This is a genomic window from Muricoccus radiodurans (assembly GCF_050154705.1).
GTDB classification, from domain to species: Bacteria; Pseudomonadota; Alphaproteobacteria; order Acetobacterales; family Acetobacteraceae; genus Roseomonas; species Roseomonas radiodurans.
This window is the reverse complement of record NZ_CP189561.1, coordinates 4,525,868-4,550,483: the sequence shown is the minus strand read 5'-3', so window position 1 is coordinate 4,550,483 and position 24,616 is coordinate 4,525,868. Positions and strand designations below refer to the sequence as shown.

General features: G+C 72.1%; 22 protein-coding genes and 1 pseudogene. 18 read left to right on the top strand and 5 right to left on the bottom strand.

Going from position 1 to position 24,616, the window contains the following annotated elements; translation table 11 throughout:
* Positions 1–131: 131 nt before the first annotated feature.
* Positions 132–320 carry a soj family protein gene (locus ACP6CK_RS21305; RefSeq protein WP_426955318.1) on the bottom strand — a complete coding sequence of 63 codons (189 nt, stop codon included), beginning with the start codon at positions 318–320 and terminating at the stop codon, positions 132–134.
* A gap of 197 nt (positions 321–517) precedes the next feature.
* Here ACP6CK_RS21305 and phbB point away from each other — a divergent pair, with 197 nt between their 5' ends.
* The 3 genes from phbB (at position 518) to ACP6CK_RS21290 (ending at position 2,530) form a co-directional block, all read left to right on the top strand.
* Positions 518–1,240, top strand: a complete 723-nt coding sequence (gene phbB / locus ACP6CK_RS21300) for an acetoacetyl-CoA reductase (RefSeq protein WP_426955317.1) — start codon at positions 518–520, stop codon at positions 1,238–1,240.
* A gap of 74 nt (positions 1,241–1,314) precedes the next feature.
* Positions 1,315–1,557, top strand: coding sequence for a hypothetical protein (locus ACP6CK_RS21295; RefSeq protein ID WP_426955316.1), 243 nt, complete (start codon positions 1,315–1,317; stop codon positions 1,555–1,557).
* A gap of 343 nt (positions 1,558–1,900) precedes the next feature.
* On the top strand, positions 1,901–2,530 hold the full coding sequence (locus ACP6CK_RS21290; RefSeq protein ID WP_426955315.1) for a YciI family protein: 630 nt from the start codon (positions 1,901–1,903) through the stop codon (positions 2,528–2,530).
* Positions 2,531–2,600: 70 nt separating this feature from the next.
* Here ACP6CK_RS21290 and ACP6CK_RS21285 read toward each other — a convergent pair whose 3' ends face one another.
* Positions 2,601–3,119, bottom strand: a complete 519-nt coding sequence (locus tag ACP6CK_RS21285; protein WP_426955314.1) for a DUF3597 domain-containing protein — start codon at positions 3,117–3,119, stop codon at positions 2,601–2,603.
* Positions 3,120–3,181: 62 nt separating this feature from the next.
* Positions 3,182–3,967 (bottom strand): enoyl-CoA hydratase, encoded by a 786-nt coding sequence (locus tag ACP6CK_RS21280; RefSeq protein WP_426955313.1) that lies wholly within the window; start codon positions 3,965–3,967, stop codon positions 3,182–3,184.
* A 288-nt stretch (positions 3,968–4,255) separates the two neighbouring features.
* Here ACP6CK_RS21280 and ACP6CK_RS21275 point away from each other — a divergent pair, with 288 nt between their 5' ends.
* The 4 genes from ACP6CK_RS21275 (at position 4,256) to ACP6CK_RS21260 (ending at position 7,511) form a co-directional block, all read left to right on the top strand.
* Positions 4,256–5,209 carry a transglutaminase family protein gene (locus ACP6CK_RS21275; RefSeq protein WP_426955312.1) on the top strand — a complete coding sequence of 318 codons (954 nt, stop codon included), beginning with the start codon at positions 4,256–4,258 and terminating at the stop codon, positions 5,207–5,209.
* A 160-nt stretch (positions 5,210–5,369) separates the two neighbouring features.
* Entirely contained in the window at positions 5,370–6,200 is an 831-nt protein-coding gene (locus tag ACP6CK_RS21270; protein WP_426955311.1) for a transglutaminase domain-containing protein, read from the top strand.
* Positions 6,197–6,988 carry an N-formylglutamate amidohydrolase gene (locus ACP6CK_RS21265; protein ID WP_426955310.1) on the top strand — a complete coding sequence of 264 codons (792 nt, stop codon included), beginning with the start codon at positions 6,197–6,199 and terminating at the stop codon, positions 6,986–6,988. Before ACP6CK_RS21270 ends, ACP6CK_RS21265 begins: the two co-directional genes overlap by 4 nt.
* Before the next feature lie 334 nt (positions 6,989–7,322).
* Positions 7,323–7,511 (top strand): hypothetical protein, encoded by a 189-nt coding sequence (locus tag ACP6CK_RS21260; RefSeq protein WP_426955309.1) that lies wholly within the window; start codon positions 7,323–7,325, stop codon positions 7,509–7,511.
* 60 nt (positions 7,512–7,571) lie between these two features.
* Here ACP6CK_RS21260 and ACP6CK_RS21255 read toward each other — a convergent pair whose 3' ends face one another.
* Positions 7,572–8,183, bottom strand: coding sequence for a DedA family protein (locus tag ACP6CK_RS21255; RefSeq protein ID WP_426955308.1), 612 nt, complete (start codon positions 8,181–8,183; stop codon positions 7,572–7,574).
* A gap of 10 nt (positions 8,184–8,193) precedes the next feature.
* Entirely contained in the window at positions 8,194–9,873 is a 1,680-nt protein-coding gene (locus tag ACP6CK_RS21250; RefSeq protein ID WP_426955307.1) for a phospholipid carrier-dependent glycosyltransferase, read from the bottom strand.
* A gap of 79 nt (positions 9,874–9,952) precedes the next feature.
* On the opposite strand from ACP6CK_RS21250, the gene ACP6CK_RS21245 reads away from it, so the two are divergent.
* From ACP6CK_RS21245 to ACP6CK_RS21195, 11 genes and pseudogenes are all read left to right on the top strand, one after another.
* Positions 9,953–10,174, top strand: a complete 222-nt coding sequence (locus ACP6CK_RS21245) for a hypothetical protein (RefSeq protein WP_426955306.1) — start codon at positions 9,953–9,955, stop codon at positions 10,172–10,174.
* Positions 10,175–10,597: 423 nt separating this feature from the next.
* Positions 10,598–11,843: pseudogene (locus ACP6CK_RS21240) on the top strand (RsmB/NOP family class I SAM-dependent RNA methyltransferase).
* Between the two features lie 65 nt (positions 11,844–11,908).
* Positions 11,909–12,871, top strand: coding sequence for a Bug family tripartite tricarboxylate transporter substrate binding protein (locus ACP6CK_RS21235; RefSeq protein ID WP_426955305.1), 963 nt, complete (start codon positions 11,909–11,911; stop codon positions 12,869–12,871).
* A gap of 181 nt (positions 12,872–13,052) precedes the next feature.
* On the top strand, positions 13,053–13,766 hold the full coding sequence (queC, locus tag ACP6CK_RS21230; protein ID WP_426955304.1) for a 7-cyano-7-deazaguanine synthase QueC: 714 nt from the start codon (positions 13,053–13,055) through the stop codon (positions 13,764–13,766).
* 186 nt (positions 13,767–13,952) lie between these two features.
* Complete coding sequence (locus tag ACP6CK_RS21225; RefSeq protein ID WP_426955303.1) at positions 13,953–15,722, top strand: hydantoinase B/oxoprolinase family protein; 1,770 nt, start codon at positions 13,953–13,955, stop codon at positions 15,720–15,722.
* The gene (locus ACP6CK_RS21220) at positions 15,719–17,812 is read left to right on the top strand and encodes a hydantoinase/oxoprolinase family protein (protein WP_426955302.1); all 2,094 of its coding nucleotides are present in this window, start codon (positions 15,719–15,721) and stop codon (positions 17,810–17,812) included. The genes ACP6CK_RS21225 and ACP6CK_RS21220 overlap by 4 nt, the downstream gene beginning before the upstream one ends.
* A complete protein-coding gene (locus tag ACP6CK_RS21215) occupies positions 17,809–18,879 on the top strand; it encodes a TRAP transporter substrate-binding protein (RefSeq protein WP_426955301.1) in 1,071 nt (356 codons plus the stop codon). Before ACP6CK_RS21220 ends, ACP6CK_RS21215 begins: the two co-directional genes overlap by 4 nt.
* An 8-nt stretch (positions 18,880–18,887) precedes the next feature.
* Positions 18,888–19,502 carry a TRAP transporter small permease subunit gene (locus ACP6CK_RS21210; protein WP_426955300.1) on the top strand — a complete coding sequence of 205 codons (615 nt, stop codon included), beginning with the start codon at positions 18,888–18,890 and terminating at the stop codon, positions 19,500–19,502.
* On the top strand, positions 19,499–20,863 hold the full coding sequence (locus ACP6CK_RS21205) for a TRAP transporter large permease (protein ID WP_426955299.1): 1,365 nt from the start codon (positions 19,499–19,501) through the stop codon (positions 20,861–20,863). Before ACP6CK_RS21210 ends, ACP6CK_RS21205 begins: the two co-directional genes overlap by 4 nt.
* Positions 20,860–22,929: a hydantoinase/oxoprolinase family protein gene (locus ACP6CK_RS21200; RefSeq protein WP_426955298.1), complete on the top strand. Its 2,070-nt coding sequence runs from the start codon at positions 20,860–20,862 to the stop codon at positions 22,927–22,929. Before ACP6CK_RS21205 ends, ACP6CK_RS21200 begins: the two co-directional genes overlap by 4 nt.
* A complete protein-coding gene (locus tag ACP6CK_RS21195) occupies positions 22,926–24,590 on the top strand; it encodes a hydantoinase B/oxoprolinase family protein (RefSeq protein ID WP_426955297.1) in 1,665 nt (554 codons plus the stop codon). Before ACP6CK_RS21200 ends, ACP6CK_RS21195 begins: the two co-directional genes overlap by 4 nt.
* The last annotated feature ends 26 nt before the right edge of the window (positions 24,591–24,616 follow it).

The following is a 24,616-nucleotide window of genomic DNA, read 5'->3' as shown; positions in this document are numbered from 1 at the left end:
CTTTGGCTCAAGCCGAACGAAGGGAAGCCTCGGCCCAGCGCATTCCGATGGATGGAGGTCCAGGAACCTAAGGTTCCTGGCGGGAGGGGTTTGGGGAAGGCAGCGCCTTCCCCAGGGCCACCCGTGCGACCTTAAGCCGCCAGCCGCCGCTGCGCCCCATCGCCCGCCAGGCAGGCCGCGGCCTCGGCGAGGTGACCGGCCGCGTCCTCGGCGCCGAGGTCGAGGCAGCAGCGCTCCAGGTGGGCCATCAGGCGCATCAGGGCCGCCAAGTCACGGCGGGCGTGGTCGGGCCAGAGCACGGCGGCGATCGGCGTGTCCATGAAGGGGTGATCTCCGTCGGCGAAGGCTGAGGCGGCGGGCGTCCTACACCCGCCACGTGGGAGGCGCCAGCCTTCCTTTCGGAGCGGTTCCGGAAAAATCCCTTGTGATCGGGCGCTTAACGGCCATTCCGGGGCTTGAACGGGCATGGGGCCCGCGCTCAGGTGTCAGGCGCCAACCAAGAAAGGGAGGGGCGTCAATGGCACGCGTCGCACTCGTCACCGGCGGCCAGCGCGGAATCGGCGCCGCGATCAGCGAGCATCTTCAGAAGGCCGGCCGGAAGGTCGTCGCCTCCTATGCCGGCAACGACGAGGCCGCGCGCGCCTTCTCCGAGCGGACGGGCATTCCGACCTACAAGTTCGACGTGGCCGATTACGCGGACTGCGAGGCGGCGATCAGGAAGATCGAGGCGGAGGTCGGCCCGATCGAGATCCTGGTGAACAACGCCGGCATCACCCGCGACAACACGATGAAGCGCCTGGACCGCAAGGCCTGGGACGCGGTGATCGATACGAACCTCGGCGGCTGCTACAACACCTGCAAGCTGGTGTGGGACGGGATGTCGTCCCGCAAGTTCGGGCGGATCGTGAACATCGGCTCCATCAACGGCCAGGCCGGGCAGTACGGGCAGGTGAACTACGCCGCCGCGAAGTCCGGCATCCACGGCTTCACCAAGGCGCTGGCGCAGGAGGGCGCGCGGGCGCAGATCACGGTGAACGCCATCGCCCCGGGCTACGTGGACACCGAGATGGTGCGCGCCGTGCCGCCAGACGTGCTCGAGAAGATTATCGCGAAGATCCCGCGCGGCCGCCTGGGCACGGCGGACGACATCGCCCGCGGCGTCGCCTTCCTGACGGCCGACGAGGCGGACTTCATCACCGGTTCCACCCTGAGCATCAACGGCGGCCAGCACATGTACTGACCGCCGGACCGCCCCGCGTGGAACCGCGGGGCGGTCCCGGCCGTTCTGCCCCCTTCTGCACAGGGGAGGCGGCCATGACGGCATCGAAGCATCCGAAGACCGAGCAGGACCGGAAGGAGGGGCTGGGCCAGGGCATTCCCCGCCCGCCCTCCGATGACGAGCGCAACCCGGGGATCGGTTCCTCGAAGGGCACCTTCGGGCGCGGCACGGACCCCGCGGCGCTGAACGCCGACAGCACCGACGAGGGCGACGTGATGAACGAGACGAACCGCGCCGGTGGAGTGAACCCGGGGCACCAGGGCCGGACGAACAAGTAGGGCCGGGCACGCGCGGCCTGCACGGGTCGCTGCTGCCGGAAGAGGCGGGCGCGGCGGAACGCGAGCGCCTCCTCGCCCGCTGGATGGAGCTGACACGACGCGTGCTGCCCGGCATGGCGGTGGCGCAGCGCTGGCCCATCCGGCAGGACCACTGCTTCATGCGCGTGCTTCTGGACCACGCCGTCGGCGGACGCTAGGACAGGCAGGTACGCCGCCCCGCGACGCGCCACCTCGACACGCCCAGGCTGGCCCGCGCTGTGGCGCTGGCGGAGCGGGTGCGCGACGACCCCGCTTGCCTGCCGGCCCTGAACCGCGCCAGCCTGAGCTGGCGGAGGGAGGCATCATGACGGAATGCCGGGCTGTGGTGGCGCGCGCGGCGCCGGAGGCGAGCGCGCGGATCGGCGCGGTGCGGGAGGCGCACCTGGCCATGCTGCGCCCGATGGCAGCGGATGGCCGCATCCTGCTCGCCGTGCCCCTGATGGACGGGGCCGGGGCCTATGGCGGTTCTCTCATCCTCGTCGCGCCGGAGGCGCTGGACCACTATCTCTCGGCCGAGCCCTTCCGGACGGGCGGTGTGTGGGAGAGCCACGCGGTGCATCCCTTCCGCATCGCGCCGCTGCCCTGGCGCCCGTTCCCGGACGGCCCGACGCCCGCGGCACCAACGCACACGATCACCATCGCCTGGGACGGCCGGGATGCGGGCGCGCTGGAGCGACGCCTGGCACACCGCCAAGCTCATTTCGAGCGCGTGCGCGTGCATGCGGAATCCGGGTTGCTGGCGCTCGGCGGCGCGCTGCTGGACGGGGAGGGCCGGATGGCCGGTTCCATCGCCGTCACGGCGCACCCGAGCATCGAGGAGGCGAAGGCCTGGTGGGCCGACGATCCCTATGTGGCGGGCGGCGTGTGGCAGGACATCGCGTGGCACGTCACCCGCTTCGCACCGCTGCCCTACCGCCCCCTGCCGACGCCGTGACCCCGTCTCCGCCGTCCGCGGCAGCCCGACAAAAGGAGGGGGTCCGGGGGAGTTCACCTCCCCCGGCCTTTCAGTCCTTCAGGCTGGCCGGCACGTGCCCGCCATTCTCGGCCAGCTTCCGCATGACCTGCTTGTGCAGCCAGACATTCATCGTGGCGGAATCGTTCGTGTCGCCGGTGTAGCCAAGCTCCTTCGCCAGTTCCTTCCGGTTCTGCAGGCTGCTGTCCAGGTCCAGCAGCTTCATCAGGTCCACGATGGACTGGCGCCAGTTCAGCGTCTGGGAGTTCTTGGAGGCAAGGTCGGTCAGCACCGCCTCCACGTCCACCGGCGCGCCGCCAGCGGCCGGCACGGAGGCAGCGGTCGGCTGGGGCGGGGCCTGGGGCGTCGCCATGCTGGGTGCGGCGACACCTGGGCCGCCCGTCAGCGGGTCGGGCTGGGTGCCGCCCGCCGCCGCCGGCCCGCCCGCGGGGGCGAGGGAGGCGGCGGGCGTGTCGGTGGCCTGGGTGCCCGGCGCCGCCGTGTTCTGGACCGGCGGGCGCGAGGAGGCGCGGCCGAAGACGCGGTTCAGGATGGAGCCGAAGACGCTCATTTCTCTCTCCTTGGACCAGGACGGCCCTCGGGGGAGGAACGGCGCTCGGCCGGAGTGGTTGGCTACCGCCCCGTCCAGACGGGCTTGCGCTTCTCCAGGAAGGCGTTGACCCCTTCCTTGAAGTCGGCGCTGGTGAAGGTGAGGGCGACCATGTCGTCGGCGTTCACGTCCGCCACCGCGGTGGTGCGCAGACGCTTCAGCGTGACCTTCGCGGCCTGGAGCGTCAGGGGCGCGTGGCTTGCGATGGTGCGGGCCAGGGCCTCGGCGCGGTCCAGCAGGGCGGCCTTGTCGGGCAGGACCTCGGTGACCAAGCCCAGGCGGAGCGCCTCCTCGGCCTCGACCAGGCGGGCGGTGAAGATCAGCTCCAGCAGCCGCGCCGGGCCCAGCAGGGCGGAGAAGCGCGCATAGTTCCCGAGGGAGAGGGTGTTCCCGAGGGTGCGGGCGATCGGCACGCCGAAGCGCATCGTGGCCGAAGCGATGCGGATGTCGCAGACCCCCGCCACCCCCGCGCCACCGCCCGTGCAGGCACCGTTGATGGCGGCGATGGTCGGCTTCGGGCAGTCCTCCACGGCCGAGAGGACGCGGCCGATCCGCTCCTCGTAGTCCAGTGCGTGCTGCGCGGTGGTGAAGGACTTGAACTGCGAGATGTCGGTGCCGGCGGCAAAGGCCTTCTCGCCGCCGCCGGTGATGACCCAGGCGCGGATGGCGGGATCGGCGCCGATCTCGGCGGCGCGGGCCGCCAGGCCCTCATACATGGCGAAGGTAAAGGCGTTCATCGCCTGCGGGCGGTTCAGGGTGGTGAAGGCGATCCCGTCGCGGGTCTCGTGGATCAGCTCGTTCTCGGACATGGATCGCTCCCGGGTGTGATGCGGGCGGCAGACTAGACGGGACATGCGGCCGCGTCAGGCCACCCCCCGCCGGGCGGTTGCTGGACTTCCCGGGACGCGCGTGCAACTCCGGGCGGTCCGCTCACGTTCACGCCATCCAGGGGTGCCGGCGCGGTGCGCTTGCACGCTTGTTGCTACGTCCCGGGCGCGTCCCCCAGCGCGCCGGCCGCGCGCAAGAGGCCGCACCGGCGCCGTCATCCAGGGGTTCCGCGTGGATCGTCAGCGCCGGAAGATCAATCAGGGCCCGGGATGCCGATCCTCACCGTCCGTCACGTCACGACCTATCGCTACAAGCAGCCGGTGGCCTTCGGGGAGCACCGCATGATGCTGCGCCCGCGGGACGGCCACGACCAGCGGCTGCTGGATTCGCGGGTGGACATCACCCCGGAGCCCTCGGAGATGTGGTGGGTCCACGACGTCTTCGGCAACAGCGTCGGCGTCGCACGCTTCGGCGGCCGGGCGAAGGAGCTGCGCTTCGAGAGCACGGTGCGCCTGGACCACCGCCCCCTGAACGCGCTCGACTTCCGGCTGGAGGACCACGCGCGCACCCACCCCTTCTCCTACGCGCATGACGAGGTGCCGGACCTCGCCCGCTCGATCGAGCGGCACTATCCCGATCCGGATCGGGAGGTGGACCGCTGGGCCCGCCGCTTCCTGTCCCGCGACGGCATGACGGCGACGCTGGACCTGCTGCAGGCGATGACGCACGCGGTGAAGAAGGAGTTCACCTACATCCCGCGCGCCGTGCGCGGCATCCAGGAGCCGACGCGCACCCTGAAGCTCGGCAGTGGCACCTGCCGGGACTTCGCGGTGCTGATGATCGAGGCGGTGCGCTCGCTCGGCTTCGCGGCGCGTTTCGTGTCGGGCTACCTCTACTCGCCGGGGCACGACGCTCCCCGTCGCGAAGGGCGCGGCGCGGCGCGCGTGGGGGGCGGGTCCACCCATGCCTGGGTGCGGGTTTATCTCCCCGGCGCCGGCTGGGTGGAGTTCGACCCCACGAACGGCATCGTCGGGAACGAGGACCTGATCCGCGTCGCGATCGCCCGCGACCCCGCCCAGGCCCTGCCGCTCCATGGCACCTACACCGGCTTCCCCGCGGACTTCCTCGGCATGGATGTCGAGGTGAGCGTCACGTCGGACGATCCCCCGGCCCGCAAGGCCGCGCCGCTGCCCGAGAAGGCCGCGGTGCAGGCGGCACGCTGACGTCGCATGCCCGGAGCGCCAAGGTCCCGCCGCCCCCGTGGCCCGATGCGGCGTGGCCCGATGCCGCGCGCGCTCATGCCGCGCGCCCGGAGACGCATCCGGGGTCCCTCAACCCCGTTCCCCTCCCGAACGCTCCCCTTCCAGAACGGATGACCGCCCCATGCAGATCCGCGCCGGCTACGACATCACCTACGAGTGCTACCAGCCCACCCCCATGCTGCTGGCGCTCTCCGTCCATCCCTCCCGCATGAGCGACGTGATCGGGCCGCACCGGATCACCTTCGACCCGCCGATCGGCGCGACGGAGTATCGCGACGGCTTCGGGAACATGTGCCACCGCATCGTCGCCCCGCCCGGCCGGCTGACGATCTCCACCCGCTTCCTCGTGCAGGATCCCGGCACGCCCGATGTGGTGGTGCCCGAGGCCCCGCAGCACCCGGTGGAGGAGCTGCCGGACGACGCGCTCGTCTTCCTCCTCGCCAGCCGCTACTGCGAGACGGACCGGCTGACGGACCTCGCCTGGAGCCTGTTCGGCCAGACCCCGACCGGATGGGCACGGGTGCAGGCGATCTGCGACTACGTCCACAACCACATCGAGTTCGGCTACCAGCACGCGAACGTCTTCCGCACGGCCTATAGCGGCCATGCGGACCGGCTGGGCGTGTGCCGGGACTTCGCGCACCTGGCCGTGACGCTCTGCCGCTGCATGAACATCCCGGCGCGCTACTGCACCGGCTACCTCGGTGACATCGGCGTGCCGCCGGCGGACGCGCCGATGGACTTCTCCGCCTGGTTCGAGGTCTATCTCGGCGGCCACTGGCACACCTTCGACGCGCGGCACAACACGCCGCGCATCGGGCGCATCCTGATGGCGCGGGGCCGCGACGCGACGGATGTCGCCATCACCACCACCTTCGGCACCTCCCGCCTCGCGGGCTTCAGCGTCGTGACGGATGAGGTGGCGCCCGCGACAAGCGGCCTGGGCGGGTGATCCCCGGCGACCCGGAGCCCGTCACCCTCCTCAACCCGGAGGGAGGCGGGCCCTTCGTGCTGCTGTGCGAGCACGCGTCGAACGCCATCCCGGCGCGCCTCGGCACGCTGGGCCTGCCGGCCTCGGAGCTGGCGCGGCACATCGCCTGGGACATCGGGGCCGCGGCGCTGGCGCGTCGGCTCTCTGCCCTGCTGGACGCGCCGGCTGTGCTGTCCGGCGCATCGCGGCTGGTGATCGACCTGAACCGGCCGCCCGGCGCGCCCACCAGCATTCCCGTCCGCAGCGAGAGCACGGACATCCCCGGGAACCTGAACGTCGATCCCGCCGAGCGCGCGGCGCGGGAAGCCGCCTGGTTCCATCCCTTCCACGACGCCGTCACGGCCCTGCTCGACAGCCGCGTCGCCGCCGGCCGGCCCACGCGCGTGATCGGCGTGCACAGCTTCACGCCCGTCTTCACCGGGATCGCGCGCCCCTGGCATGCGGGCGTGCTCTATGACGGCGCGAAGAGCTTCGCGCGGGAGCTGATCGCGGCGCTGGCGCGGCAACCGGCGCTGGTCGTCGGGGACAATGAGCCCTATCGCATCGAGCCCGATGTGCACGACTACACCGTGCCCGTGCACGGCGACCGGCGCGGGCTGGAGGCGGTGCTGATCGAGGTGCGCCAGGACCTGCTGGCCGATGCCGCCGGCATCGAGGCGTGGGCGGTGCGGTTGCGGGACGCGCTCACGGCCGCGGCGGATGGCGGCCGACCGACCCTGCCGCGGCACTCGTCCACCGGGGAGGGTTAAGGCCCGGAGGCGGCGTGACGGTCCGTGGCGGCCGTCGGCTTTCCGAGGACCCGGCGGGCGCCGCTGCCGGTCGACGTCGCACGGTCGGTGATCGCGGACGCAGCCCTGCCGGCCCCTTTGCCACGCCCCCGGCTCGCGACACGGGGGCGGGCTGGCGGCGCGCGTTCTGCTGATAACAACGCCTTATTCAACTCGGTTGTTCTGAGGAAGCAATATCCATCCGCCTACGCGCTGATTCTGCTCGCGACCGGTTCAAATCACTTCTGCTTGATTCTGCCCTAAACCACTGATAATCTTAGAGAGTTGGTACGGTTTTTTAGACAGGATCAGGCGGATGGACACGTCTCAGGTTGTGACTGCTGTCGAGTCCACACCCGTTCTCCAGACGCAATTTGCGCTGGACGAGATTCATCCGGACGCGCCCGAGGTGCGGATGTCCCTCCGGGCCTGCGCCACGGTGATCCTCGGCACGTCGCTGCTGCTCTGGTGGTGCATCGGGAAGGTCGGCGGCCTGTTCTACTAGCCGCGGGGCTCCGTCGCCCTCCGGCGCCGCGCCCCGGACGGGCGGGCACCGGTTCGGACGCTATCCGCGCGACCGCCACCGGTGCCGCGTCCGCCAGAGGTGCCAGGCGTAGATGGCCACGACCACCACGACCACCACGATGAACAGCGGGTCGAAGATCGGCCCGATGCGCTCCCAGTGGCCTTCCAGCCACCAGCCCGCGACCATCAGGAAGGCGATCCAGCCCATCGAGCCGACGGTGGTCGCGCCGTAGAAGTAGGCCCGGTTCATGCGGGCGATGCCGGCGGGGACCGAGATCAGCGTGCGCGGCCCCGGCAGGAAGCGGCAGAAGAAGACGGCGGGGATGCCCCAGCGGCGGAACAGCGCGCTCGCGTCCCGCACATCCTCCCCGATGACGCCGAGGTAGCGGCCGTAGCGGTCGGCCAGCGCCTCGATCCGTTCCTGACCCACGGCGCGCGCGGCCTCGTACCAGGCGGCGTTGCCCAGCACCGTGCCGAGGGTGCCGGCGATGAACGCGGCCAGGAAGCTCACCTCGCCCCGCGCGGCGTTGAAGCCGGCCACGGGCATGATCGCCTCGGACGGGATGGGCGGGAAGATGTTCTCGGCCAGCATCAGCAGGAAGATGCCGAAGGTGCCGGTCGCGGCCATGATGTCCGCGATGGTCTCGAGCATGGGATGCGCCTCAGGGCAGGGGGCGAAGGAGGATGACGGAGACGCGGCGCCCCCGGACATAGTTGAAGCCGTCCACGCGTCCGAGGGCGGCGGTGCGCAGGCCGAGGCGCGCGGCCTCCGCCTCGAAGCGCGGGACCTCCCGCGCCTCCACGCCGGCGACGCGGTCCGGGGCTTCGGTCAGGAAGCGGGCGGCCGCGGCGCCGTTCTCCAGCCAAGTGGTGGCGGTACCGGCGGCGAACATCATGGAGGGCTCGTGGTAGCCGGCGATGCCGAAGCGATTGGCCGAGGTGCCGGTGGCCGCCAGCAGCGCCGCGACGCGGGGCGAGACCCAGGGCGCCGAGAGGCCGGGCAGCACGCCACCCAGCACGATGGCGTAGAGAGGGATGGAGAGGATCGCGGCGGCCAGCCCGCCCCGCGCCCAGTCCCCCGCCCGCACGAAACGGGTGACGGCCCAGAGCAGCAGCGCCACGGCCGGGACCATCAGCAGCGACACCGGCCGAACCGTTCGGTCCGCCGCCCAGGGCAGGGCGATGGCGGCGACCGCCAGCCCGATCGCCGTGCCATAGAGCGCCGCCCAGCCGAGCCAGCCCAGCCAGCGCGGCGCCGGGCGCCGCAGCGGGTCGGTGGCCCAGGCGGCCGCCAGCAGCAGCAGCGCGGGATAGGCAGGCAGGACGTAGTGCGGCAGCTTCGTCGCCACCGCCTCGAAGAGCAGCCAGGTCGGGGCGGCCCAGGCCAGCAGGAATCGCGTGGCCGGCCGCATCCGGTTCGCCCAGGCGTGCGGCAGGGCGCGCAGGACGAGAAAGGCGCCGGGGAAGGCCGCGATGCCGAAGGTCAGGAGGTAGTAGCCGGGCGGGCCCCAATGGGCTTCCTCGCCTGAACCGACCTTGTTCAGCATGTCGTCGCCCAGGGCCTGGGCGAAGAAGCGGCCCTCGGTCGCGATGCCGATGGCGACCAGCCAGGGCAGGGCGCAGCCGAGCATCAGCGGCACGCCCCAGGCCGGGCGCAGCGCCCGCAGCCAGGGCGCGCCGACGCGCCAGCCGCGATCCGCGATATACAGCGTCAGCCCGGCGAAGAGCGGCACCATCGGCGCGATCGGCCCCTTCAGCAGCACCCCCGCCCCGAGGGCCAGCCAGAAGCCGAGGGCCGCCCGTGCGGAGAAGGCGGCCGGCGCGAGGTAGGCGCGGCCCATCAGCCCCATCGCCGCCGCGATGCTCGCCAGCAGGGCGGCATCCGTCTTGGCGATGTGGGTTTCCACCACCAGCAGAAGGCTGGCCGCCAGCAGCGACGCCGCCAGGAAGGCGGCCCGCCGCCCCACCAGCGCCCGTCCCAGCGAGAAGGTCGCCAGCACCGCCAGCCAGGCGCCGATCGCGGAAGCCAGCCGATAGGCCCCGATCTCCGTCCGGGCCGGCAGCCCCACCGCCTCCAGCGCGTGCACGATGCCGGCCTGGGCCCAGTGGATGCCGACCGGCTTCTTGTTCCGCTCCACCTCGCCGTTGCGGATGCGGACGTAGTCGCCGCTCTCGACCATCTGGCGGGACGCCTGGGCGAAGCGGCTCTCGTCCCGGTCCCCCGCCGGCAGGCCGAACAGGCCGGGCGCGAAGAGCAGCAGGCAGAGAAGGGACAGCACCAGCCGCGGCCGCCCGATCTCCGGCAGCCGGTCCAGGGCGCCTGACATGCGGGCGAAGGCCATGGGGCGCGGCCTTAGCCGGGGGGCGGGGGCAAGTCGAGGGTGGGTGGTGACGGTGGCGGCCCTGCCGCGTTGAGGCGGCATGACCATCCTCAAGATGACCCCCGAAACCCCCGCCACCCCGGAGATGCCGCCGGTCGGGCCACAGGTGCCGGAATTGCCGGTCCGCACCCCGACGCCACCCGACGCGCCCGGGCCCGAGATCCCCGTGACCGACCCGGTCGGGCCGAGCACGCCATCCCCCGGCCCGGACATCCCGGCGATCACGCCGCCCCCGGGCGGCATGCCGCCCGCAGTCGCCTGACGCCGGGTCCAGGTCGCATTCCAGTCAAGTTTCGGGGTGTTTAATCTTCGTTACAGCGGCCGCGCGCGATCCGGCCCATGGTGACGTTGCGCCCCGTGAAGCGGGTGTGAGGAGAGACCATGGCCCGGCGAACAGGTCCTTCGCCCGTACGGCCCGGCTTGCAGAAAAGACGACGAGGAACGACGCGCTCCCGGAGCCGCTCCTCATCGTCCCGCCTGCCGGCGCCACACTGATCCAGCAGACCGTCCCGGAACCGCCCCCCGCGGCGGCTCCGGCACCCCCGGGGGGCCTTGCCGCGGCCCGGGGAAGGCGCCCGGACGACGCTCGCCTCGGCGGGCGGGCGCCGGGCGCCGGCTTTTCAGGCCGGGTTTTTCGCCGTGGACCCTGCACAGCGACCGAGGGATAGGCCAAAGCGGCCCCGACATGGCCCCCAATCCCACCCGCACCGCCGCCCTCTCCCTTCTGACCGCCGTGCTGGAGCGCCGCCGCGGCCTGGACGAAGCGCTGGACGCCCTGCACGGCACGGAGGCGCGGGACCGCGCCGCCGGCCACCGCATCGCCGCCGCCGTGCTGCGCCGCCTGGGCAGCCTGGACACGGTGCTGGAGCCCTATCTCCGCCGGGAGCCGCCGCCGGTGGCCCGCCAGGCCCTGCGGATCGGAGCGGCGGAGCTGCTGCTGCTCGGCACCCCGCCCCATGCCGCGGTGGCGAGCGCCGTGGCGCTGGTGCCGAAGCCCTTCGCGGGGCTGGTGAACGCCGTGCTGCGCAAGGTCGCGGCCGAGGGGCCCGCCGCGCTGGAGGGCCTGGATGCCGCCCGCCTGGACACCCCCGCCTGGCTCTGGTCCGCCTGGCACGCCGCCTACGGCCCGGACGTGCGCGCCATCGCGGAGGCGCACACCCGCCCGGCCCCGCTGGACCTCTCCCTGCTCTCCCGGCGCTGCGGCCCCGGACGGCGCGGAGGTGCTGCCGAACGGCACGGCCCGCCTGCCGCCGGGCACCCGCATCACCGAGCTGCCCGGCTTCGCCGAGGGCGGCTTCTGGGCCCAGGACACCGCCGCCAGCCTGCCCGCGCGGCTGCTGGCCGCGCGGCCCGGGGAGCGGGTGGCCGATCTCTGCGCCGCGCCGGGCGGCAAGACCGCGCAGCTCGCCGCCTCGGGCGCCATCGTGACGGCGGTGGAGAAGGACGCCCGCCGCGCGGAGCGGCTGCACGAGAACCTCGCGCGGCTGCGGCTGCCGGCGGAACTGGTGACGGCCGACGCCATCCCCTGGGCCGCCGCGCACCGCGGCACCTTCGACGCCGTGCTGCTGGACGCCCCTTGCACCGCCACCGGCACCATCCGCCGCCACCCCGACGTGCCGCGCCTGCGCCGGGAGCGGGACGTGCCGAAGCTCGCGGCCACCCAGGCCGCCCTGCTGGACGCCGCCGCCGGCCTGCTGGCGCCGGGCGGGCGGCTCGTCTTCGCCACCTGCTCCCTCCAGCCCGAGGAGGGCGAGGCGCAACTCGTGCGTGCGGCCTCCCTCGGCCTGAAGGTCGAGCCGGTGCGCGCGGAAGAGGTGCCGGGGCTGGAGCAAGCGATGACCCGTGACGGCGCGCTGCGGACCCGACCTGATCTCTGGGCCGAGCGCGGCGGGATGGACGGCTTCTTCATCGCCCGCCTCACGCGGGTCTGACGCGGGGCAGGTTTGTGCGCGCCGGGAAATGCGGCAGGCTGCCGCACCGAACCCCGGAGGAAACGATGCAGCGTCGCGCGGTCCTGGCCCTTCCAGCCCTTCTCGCGGCCACCCGCGCGGGCGCCCAGGAGGAATGGCCGTCGCGGCCCGTCACCATCGTCGTGCCCTTCGCGCCCGGCTCCTCCTCCGACATCGTGGCACGCGCGATCTCGGCGCCCATGGCGTCGTCCATCGGCAAGCCGGTGGTGGTCGAGAACCGGCCGGGCGCGACCGGGGAGCTCGGCACGCGCGGCGTCGTCCGCGCGGCGCCCGATGGCCACACGCTGATGCACGCGCCGATCTCGGTCTGGGCAATCAACGTCGCGCTGCGGCCGAACCTCGGCTACGACCCGGTGGCGGGGCTGACCGGCATCAGCCAGACCGTGCGCACGCCGAATGTGCTGGTGGTCCATCCGGGGCAGGTGCGGGCGAACACCCTGCCGGAGCTGGTGACCTGGCTGAAGGCGAACCGCGCCGCCTATTCCTCCTCCGGCATCGGATCGTCGGACCATCTGACGGCGGAGATGTTCAAGCAGGCGACCGGCACCGACGTCGCCCACGTGCCCTATACCGGCGGCGCGCCGGCGACGACGGACCTCATCGCCGGCAACGTGCAGATGTCCTTCCAGAACCTCGGCTCCATCGCGCCGCAGATCGCGGACGGGCGGGTGAAGGCGATCCTGATCACGTCGGAGCAGCGCCACCCGCTGCTGCCGAACGTGCCGACGGCCGGAGAGGCGGGGCTGCGCGACTTCGTCGTCTATTCCTGGCAGGCCTTCGGCGGGCCGCCGGGCATGGCGGCGCCGTTGGTGAGCCGCATCCACGCCGCCATGGCCGCCGCCCTCCGCACGCCGGAGGTGACGCGCCGCATGGCCGAGATCGGCTTCGAGGTGGTGGCCAGCACGCCCGCCGACTTCGCCGCTTTCCAACGCGGCGAGATCGAGCGCTGGCGGCGCGTGGTGCGCGAGGGCAATATCGCGCCGACCTGAGCGCGCTGCCGGAAAAGGCCGGGGGAAGGTATTCCCCCGGACCCCCATCTATTTTTGTCAGGCTGCCGCGGCACGGTTCAGAGCCGTTCCGCGGCAGCCTGAGAAAAATAGATGAGGGGTTCGGGGAGAATACTTTCTCCCCGATCTTTCCTCGTCAGTGCCACCGCTGAGAGGAGTTCGCGTGACCGAAGGCGCGCTGGTGTTGTTTTCCGGCGGGCAGGATTCGACCACCTGCCTCGCCTGGGCCCTGGAGCGCTTCGGGCGCGTCGAGACGATCGGCTTCGATTACGGCCAGCGACACCGGGTGGAATTGGAGCAGCGCGCGACGTTGCGCGCCGGGCTGTCGGCGCTGAAGCCGGACTGGGCTGCGCGGCTCGGGGAGGATCACACGATCCGCCTCTCCGCGCTCGGCGAGATCTCGGACACGGCCCTGACGCGCGACGTGGCCATCGGCATGGAGGCAACCGGGCTGCCGAACACCTTCGTGCCCGGCCGGAACCTCGTCTTCCTCACCTTCGCCGCGGCGCTCGCCTATCGGCGCGGGCTGCGGCACGTCATCGGCGGCATGTGCGAGACGGATTTCTCCGGCTATCCCGACTGCCGCGACGACACGATCAAGGCGCTGCAGGTGGCGCTGAACCTCGGCATGGACCGGCGCTTCGTGCTGCACACGCCGCTGATGTGGATCGACAAGGCCGAGACCTGGCGGATGGCCGAAAGCCTGGGCGGCGAGGACTTGGTGCGGCTGATCGTGGAGGAGACGCACACCTGCTACCTCGGCGAGCGCGGGCCGATGCACGCCTGGGGCCATGGCTGCGGCGCGTGCCCGGCCTGCGAGTTGCGGGCGGCGGGTTGGGAGCGGTTCGCCGCGGCGCGGGACGCTTCTGCCCCATAGCGGGGCGCGGTTCCGGGGCATCGCCCTTCCGGGATCGCCACAACGACCGTTTGCTGCGCAGGCCCGGCCCGTGGCTGCCTGCCATTCGGGCAGCAGGGGCCGGCGGCGCCGCATTTCGGCCGCGCCGAGCGATGGACAAGGCGCCCATCCGTGGCAAGCTCGTATCGGACCGGGTGGGATATGACCGTGTCGGGACGCCTTCACGACCCTGTCGAGTTCGAGCTGTTCCGGAACGCCGTCTTCGCGATCGCGGACGAGATGGCGCTGACCATCCACCGCACGACCTATTCCGCGGTGCTCAAGGACAACATGGACTACAGCACCGCCTTCTGCGATCCGCAGGGGCGGCTGGTGGCGCAGGGCCTGACCTTGCCGAGCCATCTCGGCTCCATCCCCGAGGCGCTGGCCGCCGTCATGCGCCGCTACGGCGACGACATGCAGGAGGGCGACGTCTTCGTCCTCAACGATCCCTTCGAGGGCGGGATGCACCTGCCCGACATCTTCCTCTTCCAGCCGATCTTCGTGGACGGGGAGCGCGTGGCGATCGCGGCCACCATCTGCCACCACACGGATGTCGGCGGGCGGGTGCCGGGTTCCAACGCCTCCGACAGCACGGAAATCTACCAGGAGGGGCTGCGCATCCCGCCGCTCCGCCTTTACGCGCGCGGCGTCCCGAACGAGACGCTGCACATGATGATCGAGCGGAACGTGCGCGTGCCGGTCATGGTGTTCGGCGACCTGCGCGCCCAGCTCGCGGCCTGTCGCATCGCGGAGCGGGCCTTCCAGGACATCGTGACCCGCTACGGGATCGACGCCACGCGCTTCTACATGAACGAGCTGCTGGACCATGCGGAACGCCTGACCCGCGCGGCGCTGCGGGACCTGCCGGACGGGGAGTGGTCCTTCGAGGACCATATCGACGATGACGGGGTGGAGGTGGGCAAGCCCATCCCGCTGCGCGTTCGGGTGGAGAAGCGTGGCGACCGGATGGTGGTGGACTGGACCGGCACCAGCCCGCAGGTGAAGGGGGCGATCAACAACACCTTCTCCTTCACGCGCTCCGCCGCCTATTGCGCCATCCGCAGCATCCTGCCGGCCAACATCCCGAACAACGAGGGGTATTTCCGCGCCATCGAGGTGATCGCGCCGGCCGGGACGGTGGCGCATGGCGTGCTGCCCGCCGCCTGCGCGGCGCGGGGACTGACGGGCTTCCGGATGGTGGATACGCTGTTCGGCGCGCTGGCGCTGATGCTGCCGGATCGCGTCGGGGCCGCTGGCGATGGCGGAAATATCGGTGTCTCCATCGGCGGCTGGACCGAGCAGCGGAAGCCCTTCATCTACGTGGATTTCACCTGCTCCGCCTGGGGCGGGCGGCCCTTTGCCGATGGGCTGGACGGCAACAGCCATATGTTCGCCAACATGGCCTCTCCCTCCATCGAGGTGACGGAGACGGAGCAGCCAATCCAGATCACGGAATACGAGTTCCTGCCGGACACGATGGGCGCGGGGCAGTTCCGCGGCGGTGCCCCCTTCCGCCGCACCTACCGCTTCCTGGAGACGGAGGGCGTGCTGCAGGTCCGCGCGGACCGCCGCGCCTTCCTGCCCTTCGGCCTCTATGGCGGGCAGCCCGGCGCGCCGTCCATGAACAGCCTGACGCGGGACGGCGTCAGGGAGGCGCTGCCCTCCAAGTTCTGCATCACCCTGCGGCGCGGCGACCTGTTCAGCCTGGACGTGCCGGGTGGCGGCGGCTGGGGTGATCCGCTGGAGCGCGATCCCCAGGCGGTGCTGGCGGATGCGCGCAACGCCCTTGTCTCGACGGAGGCGGCGGCGCGGGACTACGGCGTGGTGATCGGCGCCGGCTGGGTGGTGGATGCGGCCGCGACCGAGGCCCTTCGCGCCGCCCGCCGGGCCGGGCGCGGTGCCATGCCGACGATCATCCGGGACCGCGCGGCGTGAGCGCGGCGGGGATGTGGCGCGTCGGCGCCGACATCGGCGGCACCTTCACCGATCTGGTTGCCCTCGGCCCCGCGGGGGAACTGCGCACGAAGAAGGTGTCCTCCAGCGTCGGCGACTATGGCCGCGCCATCGTGGAGGGGCTGGGCCAGCTCTCCGCCGAAGCCGGCTTCGTGGCGGGCGAGGTGGAGGAGGTGCTGCACGCCACCACCGTCGCCTCCAACACCATCCTGGAGCACAAGGGCGCCCGCACCGGGCTCATCACCACGCAGGGCTTCCGGGACGTGCTGGAGATCCGCACGCTGCGGATGCCGCGCCTCTATGACCTGCGCTGGCAGAAGCCGCCGCCCCTCGTGCCGCGCCACCTCCGCCTGGGCGTGACGGAGCGTGTGAACTGGCGGGGCGAGGTGGAGATCCCGTTGGACGAGGCGGAAGTCGAGGCCGCGGTGGACGCCCTGGTGGCGGAGGGGGTGGAGGCGATCGCCGTCTGCCTCCTGCACAGCTACGCCAATCCCGCGCATGAACGCCGAATCGGGGAGATCGTGGCGGCCCGCGCGCCGGGGATGCGCCTCTCCCTCTCCGTGGACGTGCTGCCGGAGATGAAGGAGTACGAGCGCACCTCCACGACGGTGATCAACGCCTATGTCGGGCCGGTGCTCGGCCGTTATCTCGGCGGGCTGGAGCGGGAGCTGGCGTCGGGCGGCATCCGGGCGCCGCTGCTGCTGATGCAGAGCGCGGGCGGGCTGATGCCGGCCTCGGAGGCCGAGCGCCTGCCCGTGCATGTGGTGGAGAGCGGCCCCGCCGCCGGCGTGATCGGCGCCCAGGCCCTTGCGAAGCGGGCCGGGCTGCCGCGCGTCATCTCCTTCGACATGGGTGGCACCACCGCCAAGGCCGGCGTGGTGGAGGAGTACGAGGTCTCCCGCGCCGGGGAGTACAGCGTCGGCGCCGGCATCATGGTCGGGTCGCGCCTGCTCTCGGGCGCCGGATACCAGTTGAAGGTGCCGGCGATCGACCTGGCGGAGGTCGGCGCGGGCGGCGGTTCCCTCATCTGGCTCGACGCCGCGGGCGCGCCACAGGTGGGGCCGGAGAGCGCGGGGGCCGATCCCGGCCCCGTCTGCTACGGCCGCGGCAACACCCAGCCGACGGTAACGGACGCGAACGTCGTGCTCGGCTATCTCAACCCGCACCACCTTGTGGGCGGGGCGCTGGCGATCGACGCCGCCGCCTCCCGCGCCGCGGTGGCGGAGAAGGTGGCGGGCCCGCTGGGACGGTCGGTGGAGGAGGCGGCCCATGGCGCGCATCTCATCGCCGCCTCCAATATGATCCGGGCGATCAAGGCGGTGTCGTCGGAGCGGGGGCGCGATCCCCGGCGCTTCGCCCTCGTCGCCTTCGGCGGCAACGGGCCGCTGTTTGCGGCGGGCATGGCGCGGGAGCTCGGCATGGCGCGGGTGGTGGTGCCGCCCTCGGCCGGGGTCTTCTCGGCCGTGGGGCTGCTCGCCTCCGATGTGGAGGTGCACCTCTCCCGCTCCTGGCGCTGCCTGACAAGCGAGCTGGACCCGGCGGCGCTGGAGGCCGAGGTGGCCGCGCTGGCGGAGGAGGCCGCGTCGCGGCTGGCGGCGCAGGGCTTCCCGCCCGATCGGATCGCGGTGCAGTGCGCCGCCGCGCTGCGTTATCGCGGGCAGTCCTTCGAGCTGGAGGTGCCCTTCGATCCCGGCGCCAGCCCCGCGCACCTGGCCGAAGGCTTCCACGCCGAGCACGAGCGCACCTACGGCCACCGCGCCGGCGCGGACGAGCCGGTGGAGATCGTGACGCTGCGCGCCGTGGGCCGAGGCATCCCCGACCGGCCCCGCATGCCCGATCGCATCCAGCCCCCCGCCCCGCCGCCGCCCCAGCCGCCGCGCTCCGCCTATTTCGGCCGGACGCATGGCTGGCTGGAGACGCCGGTCCTGTCCCGCGCCGACCTCGCCACCCCGAAGGCTGGCCCCGCCATCGTCGAGGAATACGACTGCACCGTCCTGATCCCGCCCGGCGCCACCGCGTCGCTGGACGGGCACGCGAACATCGTCATCGACCTGGAGACCGGGAGCGCATGAGTATGAGACGAATCCTCCTCGCCGCCGTCGCCGCGCTGGGCCTGGGCGGGTCCGCCCTGGCGCAGCCGACCTTGCCGGCCGGTCCGCGCATCCCGATCGTGGCGATCACCCAGCCCTTGCCCACGCAGCCGCAATACACGCGGGTGGATCAGCCGATCCTGCGCGACCGCCTGCGGGAGAGATCGGGCGGGCGGATCGAGGTGCAGCTCTCCACCCATGCGGAGCGCAACCTCTCCGGCACGGAGCTGATCCGCCTCAACCGTTCGGGACAGGCGGACATCGCGGCCAGCACGCTGACCACCCTGTCCGGCGACGTGCCGGTGCTCGACATGGTGGACCTGGCGGGGCTGGCGCCGGATATCGGGACGGCGAAGCGCATCGCGGAGGCGATGCTGCCGGCGGTCAACCGCGACCTCGAGCGCTTCGGGGTGCGGATGATGGTGATCTATCCCTTCCCGGCGCAGGTGGTGTGGTGCCGCCAGCCCTTCGCGAGCCTGTCCGACCTGCGCGGCCGCAAGGTCCGCACCTTCGGCAACTCGCTGGTGGACTTCTTTACCGCGCTCGGCGCGCAGCCCGTCTCCATCGGCTTCCCGGAGGTCTACTCGGCGCTGGAGCGCGGCGTGGTGGACTGCGCCATCACCGGCACGGGCAGCGGCGTTGCCGCGCGCTGGCCGGAGGTGACGACCCACGTCTCCAACCTCGCCGTGTCCTGGGCGCTGGCCGGCTACATGGTGAACCTCAACTGGTGGAACCGGCTGGACCCCGCGGTGCGCGCGGTGGTCGAGCAGACGCTGAAGGAGGTGAGCGACGCCCAGTGGGAGCTCGGCGCCGCCGCCACGCGGGATGGGCTGGACTGCGCGGTCGGCAACGCCGCGGCCTGCCGCATTCACACCCTGGCCACCCGTCCCGTGACCGAGGTGACGCCCACCGCCGCCGACCAAGCGGCGCTGCGCGAGATCTTCGAGCGGACCGTCCTGCCCGGCTTCGTGCGCCGCTGCGGCGCGCGCTGCGGGGAGACCTACAACCAGGTGATCGCGCCGATCGCCGGCGTGCGCTTCGGCGGGTGAGCGCGATATTGCAGAGCCCCGCGCTGCGCGCGGCGCGGGGGCTGCGCGTCGGCGTCGCCTGGGTCGCGGCCGTCATGGGTTATCTGGCGGGCTGGAACTACGTGGCCTGCGCCCTGTTCATCACCTTCGACATCGTCGGGCGCAGCGCCCTCGGCGTCTCCTCCACCGCCACGGTGGAGGTGACGGGCTACATGTTGGCGGTCGGCATCGCCTGGGGGCTGGCCCATACCCTCGCGCGCCGGGCCCATATCCGGGTGGATGTCTGGGTGAACCGCCTGCCGCTGCGGATTCGGGCGGGGCTGCACCTTCTCTCCCTCCTGCTGCTGGGCGGCTTTGCTGTCTTCTGCGCCTGGGCGGCCTGGGAGCTGGTGGACGAGAGCGCCCTGTTCGACGCGCATGACAACTCCGCGCTGCGCGTACCGCTGGTGATTCCGCAGGGGCTCTGGACCGCCGGCATCCTCGCCTTCGTCGTGATGATCCTCGTCCTGGCTCTGGAAAGCACGCTCGCCCTGGTCCTCGGCCGGCCGGAGGAACTGGACCGCCTGCTCGGCTCCCGCACGCTGGAGGACGAGACGGCGGAGGCGCTGGAGGCCGTGGAGATGGCCCGGGGTGGCCCTGCATGATCGCCGTTGTCTTTCTCCTCGTCCTGCTGGTCGGCGCCATCATTGTGGCGGCCAGCGGCGGGCAGGCGGTGCCGGTCACCGAGATCCTGATGCTGACGGCGGTCTTCTGCGTCTTCTTCGGCGCGGGGGTCTATGTCGCGGCGGTGCTCGGCATCCTGGGGATGCTGATCGGGCTCGTCTTCTCGGACCGGCCCTGGTGGGCCTTCGCGGGGCAGACGCTGTGGGGGCCCTCCTCCTCCTTCGTGCTCGTCGCCGTGCCGCTGTTCCTGCTGATGGGGGAGATCCTGCTGCGGGCCGGGCTGTCGGACCGGCTCTACCGCGCGCTGAACGTGTGGCTGAACCGGTTGCCGGGCGGGCTGCTGCACACGAACATCGTCTCCTGCGCCGTCTTCTCCGCCATCTCCGGATCCTCGGTCGCCACCGCCGCGACAATGGGGTCGGTGGCGCTGCCCTACTTCCAGGACTCCCGCTACAGCCAGCGGATGGTGCTCGGCTCGCTCGCGGCTGGCGGGGCGCTGGGGAACCTCATCCCGCCGGGGATCACCTTCATCATCTACGGGCTGATCACCGAGACCTCGGTGGGCGCGCTCTACATCGCGGCGCTGATCCCGAGCGTGCTGGTCACGGGGCTGTTCCTGCTGGTCATCGTGGGGCACGGGCTGCGGCACCCGCTGCCCAAGCCGCCGCCCCTGCCGCTCTCCATGAAGCTGCGGGCGCTGGTGGACCTCGTGCCCACGGTGCTGCTGATGGTCCTCGTCCTCGGCTCTATCTATGCCGGCTTCGCGACGCCGACGGAGGCGGCCGCGCTCGGCGTGGTCGGGGCCGCAATCTTCGCCGCGATCGAGGGCAAGCTGTCCTTCCGCCTGCTGAACGCGAGCGCGGAGGCCACGGCGCGCAACACGGCGCTGCTCGGCCTGATCATCTTCGGCGCCTACCTGCTGAACTACATCCTGACCGCGATCAACGTGCCGCAGGCGCTGGCCGGCTTCATCGGCAGCCTGCCCCTGCCGCCCTGGGCGATCATGGCGCTGATCCTCGCGCTCTACCTCGCGCTCGGCACCTTCATGGAGGGGTTCTCCATGATCATCACCACGGTGCCGGTGGTCTTCCCGATCGTCACCGCCCTGGGCTACGACCCCATCTGGTTCGGCGTGATGGTGACGATGCTGGTGGAGATCGCGCAGATCAGCCCGCCCGACGGGACGGTGATGTACGTGCTGCAGGGCATGCGGCCGAAGCCGGGGCCGATCACGGACGTCTTCGTGGGCGTCACGCCCTTTCTCGGCGCCTATCTCCTGGCGGTGGTGATCATGACGATCTGGCCGGATATCGCGACCTGGCTGCCGCGCGTGATGCAATGAGCGCGACGCCCCCGGCCCGGAGGCCGGTGCGGATCGCCGTGGACATCGGCGGCACCTTCACCGACCTGCAGGTGCTGGACGAGCGCAGCGGCGCCGTCCGGGCCTGGAAGACGCCTACCACCCCCGCCGATCCCTCCGAGGGGCTGCTGCGCGGCGTGACGGAGGCGGCGGAGCGCTTCGGCTTCGCCCTGTCCGAGGTCGGGCTGCTGCTGCACGGCACGACCATCGCGACCAATGCGGTGCTGGAGCGCAAGCTGGCCCGCGGCGCGCTGATCACGACGGCGGGCTTCGAGGACGTGCTGGAGATCAACCGCCACGTCCGGCGGGAGCTCTACGCCGTGGCGCCCGACCCCTTCCCCTGCCTCATCGAGCGCGATCGGCGGCTGGGCGTGCCGGAGCGGCTTCGTGCGGATGGTTCGGTCGAGACGCCGCTGGATGAGGCGGCGGTTCCCACCCTGCTCGCGCGGCTGGATGCGATGGGGGCGGAGACGGTCGCGATCTGCCTTCTGCACGCCTACGCCAACCCGGCGCATGAGAGGCGGCTGAAAGCGCTGCTGGCGGCCGCGCGTCCCGGCCTGCCCGTCTCCCTGTCGAGCGAGGTGAGCCCGGAGATCCGGGAGTATGAGCGCACCAGCACCACCGTGCTGAACGCGCTGCTGGTCCCCGTGGTGCGCGCCTATCTCGAGCGGCTGGCAACGCGGCTTGGGGAGGGCGGCTTCGATCCGCTCGTCTTCCTCGTGCAGTCCAATGGCGGGGTATGCAGCCTGCCGGTCGCGGCGGAACAGCCGGCGCGGCTGCTTCTCTCCGGCCCCTCGGGCGGGGCGCTGGCGGCGGGGCGGATCGCGGGGCTGCTGGGGCGGCCGAACCTCGTCGCGGTGGATATGGGCGGCACCTCCTATGACGTGTCGGTGGTGCAGGGCGGGCGCGTCTCGGTGGTGACGCAGGGGGAGGTGGACCGGCTGCCCGTGCGCCTGCCCATGGTGGAGATGCGCACCATCGGCGCGGGCGGCGGGTCGCTCGCGCGGGTGGATCGGGGCGGGCGGCTGACGGTGGGGCCGGCGAGCGCGGGCGCCCGGCCCGGTCCCGTGGCCTATGGCCGCGGCGGGACGGAGCCGACGGTGACGGACGCCAACCTCGCCCTGGGGCGGCTGGACCCGGATTACTTCCTCGGCGGCGCCATGCGCCTGGACATGGCGGCCACGCGCGCGGCCCTGGCCGGGAAGGTCGGCGTCCCGCTCGGCCTGGCGGTGGAGGCGGCGGCGCAGGGCATCCTGACGGTGGCCAACGCGAATCTCGGCGCTGCGGTGCGGCTGTCGCTGTTCGAGAAGGGGCTGGATGCGCGGGACTTCGCGCTGCTCTCCTTCGGCGGCGCGGGCGGGCTGCACGCGACCGACGTGGCGGCGGAGATGGGCATCACGGAGGTGATCTTCCCCGCCGAGCCCGGCACGCTCTCGGCCTGGGGCATCCTGTACGGTGACCTCGTGCAGGATCTGGCCCGGTCCCGCGTGCTGCCGGCCCTGCCGGAGAGCCTGCCGGCGCTGACCGCGCTGATCGGCGAGTTGCGGGAGACGGCGGAGGCGCGGCTGGCCGCGGACGGCGTGGCCCCGGACGACCGCCACGTCGAGCTGGCAGCCGACATGCGCTACCACGGCCAGGCCTTCGAGCTGCTGATCCCGTGGGGGGACGTGGTGGCGCCCGATGCCGCGTCGCTGACCGCGCTGCTCCAGCGCTTCCACGACATGCACCGGCAGCGCTTCTCCTACGCCGACCCGCGGGAAGCGGTCGAGATCGTGACCCTGCGCGCCACCGCCACGGGCCGCCTACCGAAGCCCGTTGCCGCCGATCACGCGCCCGCCGCCCGTCCCGCACGCAAAGGCACCCGTCCGGTCTTCGAGGGCGGCGCCTGGCGCGACCTGCCAGTCTGGGACCGGGAGGCGCTCACAACAGCCGAGACGATCACCGGCCCCGCCATCGTGGAGGAAGCCTTCGCCACCCACTTCATCGGCCGCGGCTGGACCGCGACCCTCGGCCCCGCCGGCGCGCTGATTGCGAGAGCCACGCCATGACGAGCGATGCCAAGACGTTGGGCCCCATCGAGATCGAGGTCATCCGCAACGCCCTCGTCGCCGCGGCGGCGGAGATGGACGCGACGGTCTGGCGCACCAGCCGCAGCACCATCGTGCGGGAGTTGCTGGACTACTCCACCGCCGTCTTCGACGCAGAGGGGAACAACGTCGCCCAGTCCGCGCGCATCCCCAGCCACCTGAACTCCATGTCCCACCTGCTGCGGGAATTGCTGGACCGCTGGATCGACCCCGAGACCTGGGGCCCGGATGACGTGGTCATCACCAACGATCCCTATTGTGGCGGGCAGCACCTGCCCGACATCACCGCCTTCAAGCCGGTGTTCCATGAAGGGCGGCGGATCGCCTTCGTCGGAACGCTCTGCCACCACATCGACGTAGGCGGGCTCGCGGCCGGCAGTTACGCGTCCAAGGCGATCGAGATCTTCCAGGAGGGGCTGCGCATTCCGCCCCTGAAGCTGATCGAGAACGGCGTCCGCAATGAGGCGGTCTGGGCGATGATCGGCCAGAACGTCCGCAAGCCCGACCTGCTGCTGGGCGACCTGAACAGCCAGATCGCCAGCCTGGAGGTCGGCGCCGCCGCGCTGCGCCGCCTCGCGGCACGGTATGGCGCGGAGGGGATGCTGGAGGCCGGGCGGCGCATCCTGGACATGAGCGAGGCCGCCATGCGCGCCGCCATCGCGCGCATGCCCGACGGCACCTACGAGTTCACGGACTGGCTGGACGATGACGGCGTGGACCTGGGCGTGCCGATCCGGCTGCATGTCGCGCTGACCATCGCGGGGGACTCCATCTCGGTGGACCTCTCGGGCTGCTCCCCGCAGGTGCGGGGGCCGTGCAACGCGACCCTGGCCAGCAGCAACGCCGCGGTGATGTTCGCGATGATCTGCGCCGCCGGCGCGGTGGAGGACGCGCCCTTCGCGGTGAACGCCGGCTGCTACCGCCCCGTCACCACGATCGCGCCGGAGGGGCTGGTGGTGAACGCCCGCCACCCCGCCCCCGTGGTGCACCGGATCGCCATCACGCACCGCCTGCTGAACGCGATGTTCGGCGCGCTGCACCAGGCGCTGCCGGGCCACATCCCCGCCGCCTATTACGGCAACTCCTATGTCTGCACCTTCCAGACCGTGGCGGAGGATGCGTCCCGCCAGGTGCTGGTGGAGATCGAGATCGGCGGGACCGGCGCCCATCCGTCGAAGGACGGCGTCTCCGCCTTCTCCTCGGGCATGCACAACAACAGCAACATCCCCGTGGAGATGATCGAGGCGCAGACGCCGCTGACGATCACGGAATACGGGCTGCTGCCGGACACCGGCGGCGCCGGGCGGCAGCGCGGCGGGCTCGGGCTGGTGCGGGAATGGCGGGTGGACAGCCCGGCCTGCCTCTTCACCGCCAGCATGGACCGCTTCGTCCACGCGCCCTACGGGCTGGCGGGCGGTGGTGCGGCCTCGCTCGGGCGGTTGACGCTGCTGCGGGACGGGCAGGCGGTGCCGGTGCCGCCGAAATCCGACAACGTGCCGCTGCGGCGCGGCGACCGCATCCGGCTGGAGACCTCGGGCGGCGGCGGCTTCGGCGATCCGGCGGCGCGCGATCCGGCCGAGATCGCGCGGGACCGGGCCAGGGGCTATGTGACGGGGACCTGAGCACCGCCCCGGCCATTTGACAGCCC

Bases quoted from the DNA above. Each gene is read 5' to 3' on its own strand.
- ACP6CK_RS21305 (WP_426955318.1), bottom strand. From the start codon at position 320: ATGGACACGCCGATCGCCGCCGTGCTCTGGCCCGACCACGCCCGCCGT.
- ACP6CK_RS21200 (WP_426955298.1), top strand. From the start codon at position 20,860: ATGAGCGCGACGCCCCCGGCCCGGAGGCCGGTGCGGATCGCCGTGGAC.
- ACP6CK_RS21280 (WP_426955313.1), bottom strand. From the start codon at position 3,967: ATGTCCGAGAACGAGCTGATCCACGAGACCCGCGACGGGATCGCCTTC.
- ACP6CK_RS21235 (WP_426955305.1), top strand. From the start codon at position 11,909: ATGCAGCGTCGCGCGGTCCTGGCCCTTCCAGCCCTTCTCGCGGCCACC.
- ACP6CK_RS21270 (WP_426955311.1), top strand. From the start codon at position 5,370: ATGCAGATCCGCGCCGGCTACGACATCACCTACGAGTGCTACCAGCCC.
- ACP6CK_RS21275 (WP_426955312.1), top strand. From the start codon at position 4,256: ATGCCGATCCTCACCGTCCGTCACGTCACGACCTATCGCTACAAGCAG.
- ACP6CK_RS21205 (WP_426955299.1), top strand. From the start codon at position 19,499: ATGATCGCCGTTGTCTTTCTCCTCGTCCTGCTGGTCGGCGCCATCATT.
- phbB (WP_426955317.1), top strand. From the start codon at position 518: ATGGCACGCGTCGCACTCGTCACCGGCGGCCAGCGCGGAATCGGCGCC.
- ACP6CK_RS21250 (WP_426955307.1), bottom strand. From the start codon at position 9,873: ATGGCCTTCGCCCGCATGTCAGGCGCCCTGGACCGGCTGCCGGAGATC.
- ACP6CK_RS21290 (WP_426955315.1), top strand. From the start codon at position 1,901: ATGACGGAATGCCGGGCTGTGGTGGCGCGCGCGGCGCCGGAGGCGAGC.
- ACP6CK_RS21245 (WP_426955306.1), top strand. From the start codon at position 9,953: ATGACCATCCTCAAGATGACCCCCGAAACCCCCGCCACCCCGGAGATG.
- ACP6CK_RS21295 (WP_426955316.1), top strand. From the start codon at position 1,315: ATGACGGCATCGAAGCATCCGAAGACCGAGCAGGACCGGAAGGAGGGG.
- ACP6CK_RS21285 (WP_426955314.1), bottom strand. From the start codon at position 3,119: ATGAGCGTCTTCGGCTCCATCCTGAACCGCGTCTTCGGCCGCGCCTCC.
- ACP6CK_RS21255 (WP_426955308.1), bottom strand. From the start codon at position 8,183: ATGCTCGAGACCATCGCGGACATCATGGCCGCGACCGGCACCTTCGGC.
- ACP6CK_RS21260 (WP_426955309.1), top strand. From the start codon at position 7,323: ATGGACACGTCTCAGGTTGTGACTGCTGTCGAGTCCACACCCGTTCTC.
- ACP6CK_RS21195 (WP_426955297.1), top strand. From the start codon at position 22,926: ATGACGAGCGATGCCAAGACGTTGGGCCCCATCGAGATCGAGGTCATC.
- ACP6CK_RS21215 (WP_426955301.1), top strand. From the start codon at position 17,809: ATGAGTATGAGACGAATCCTCCTCGCCGCCGTCGCCGCGCTGGGCCTG.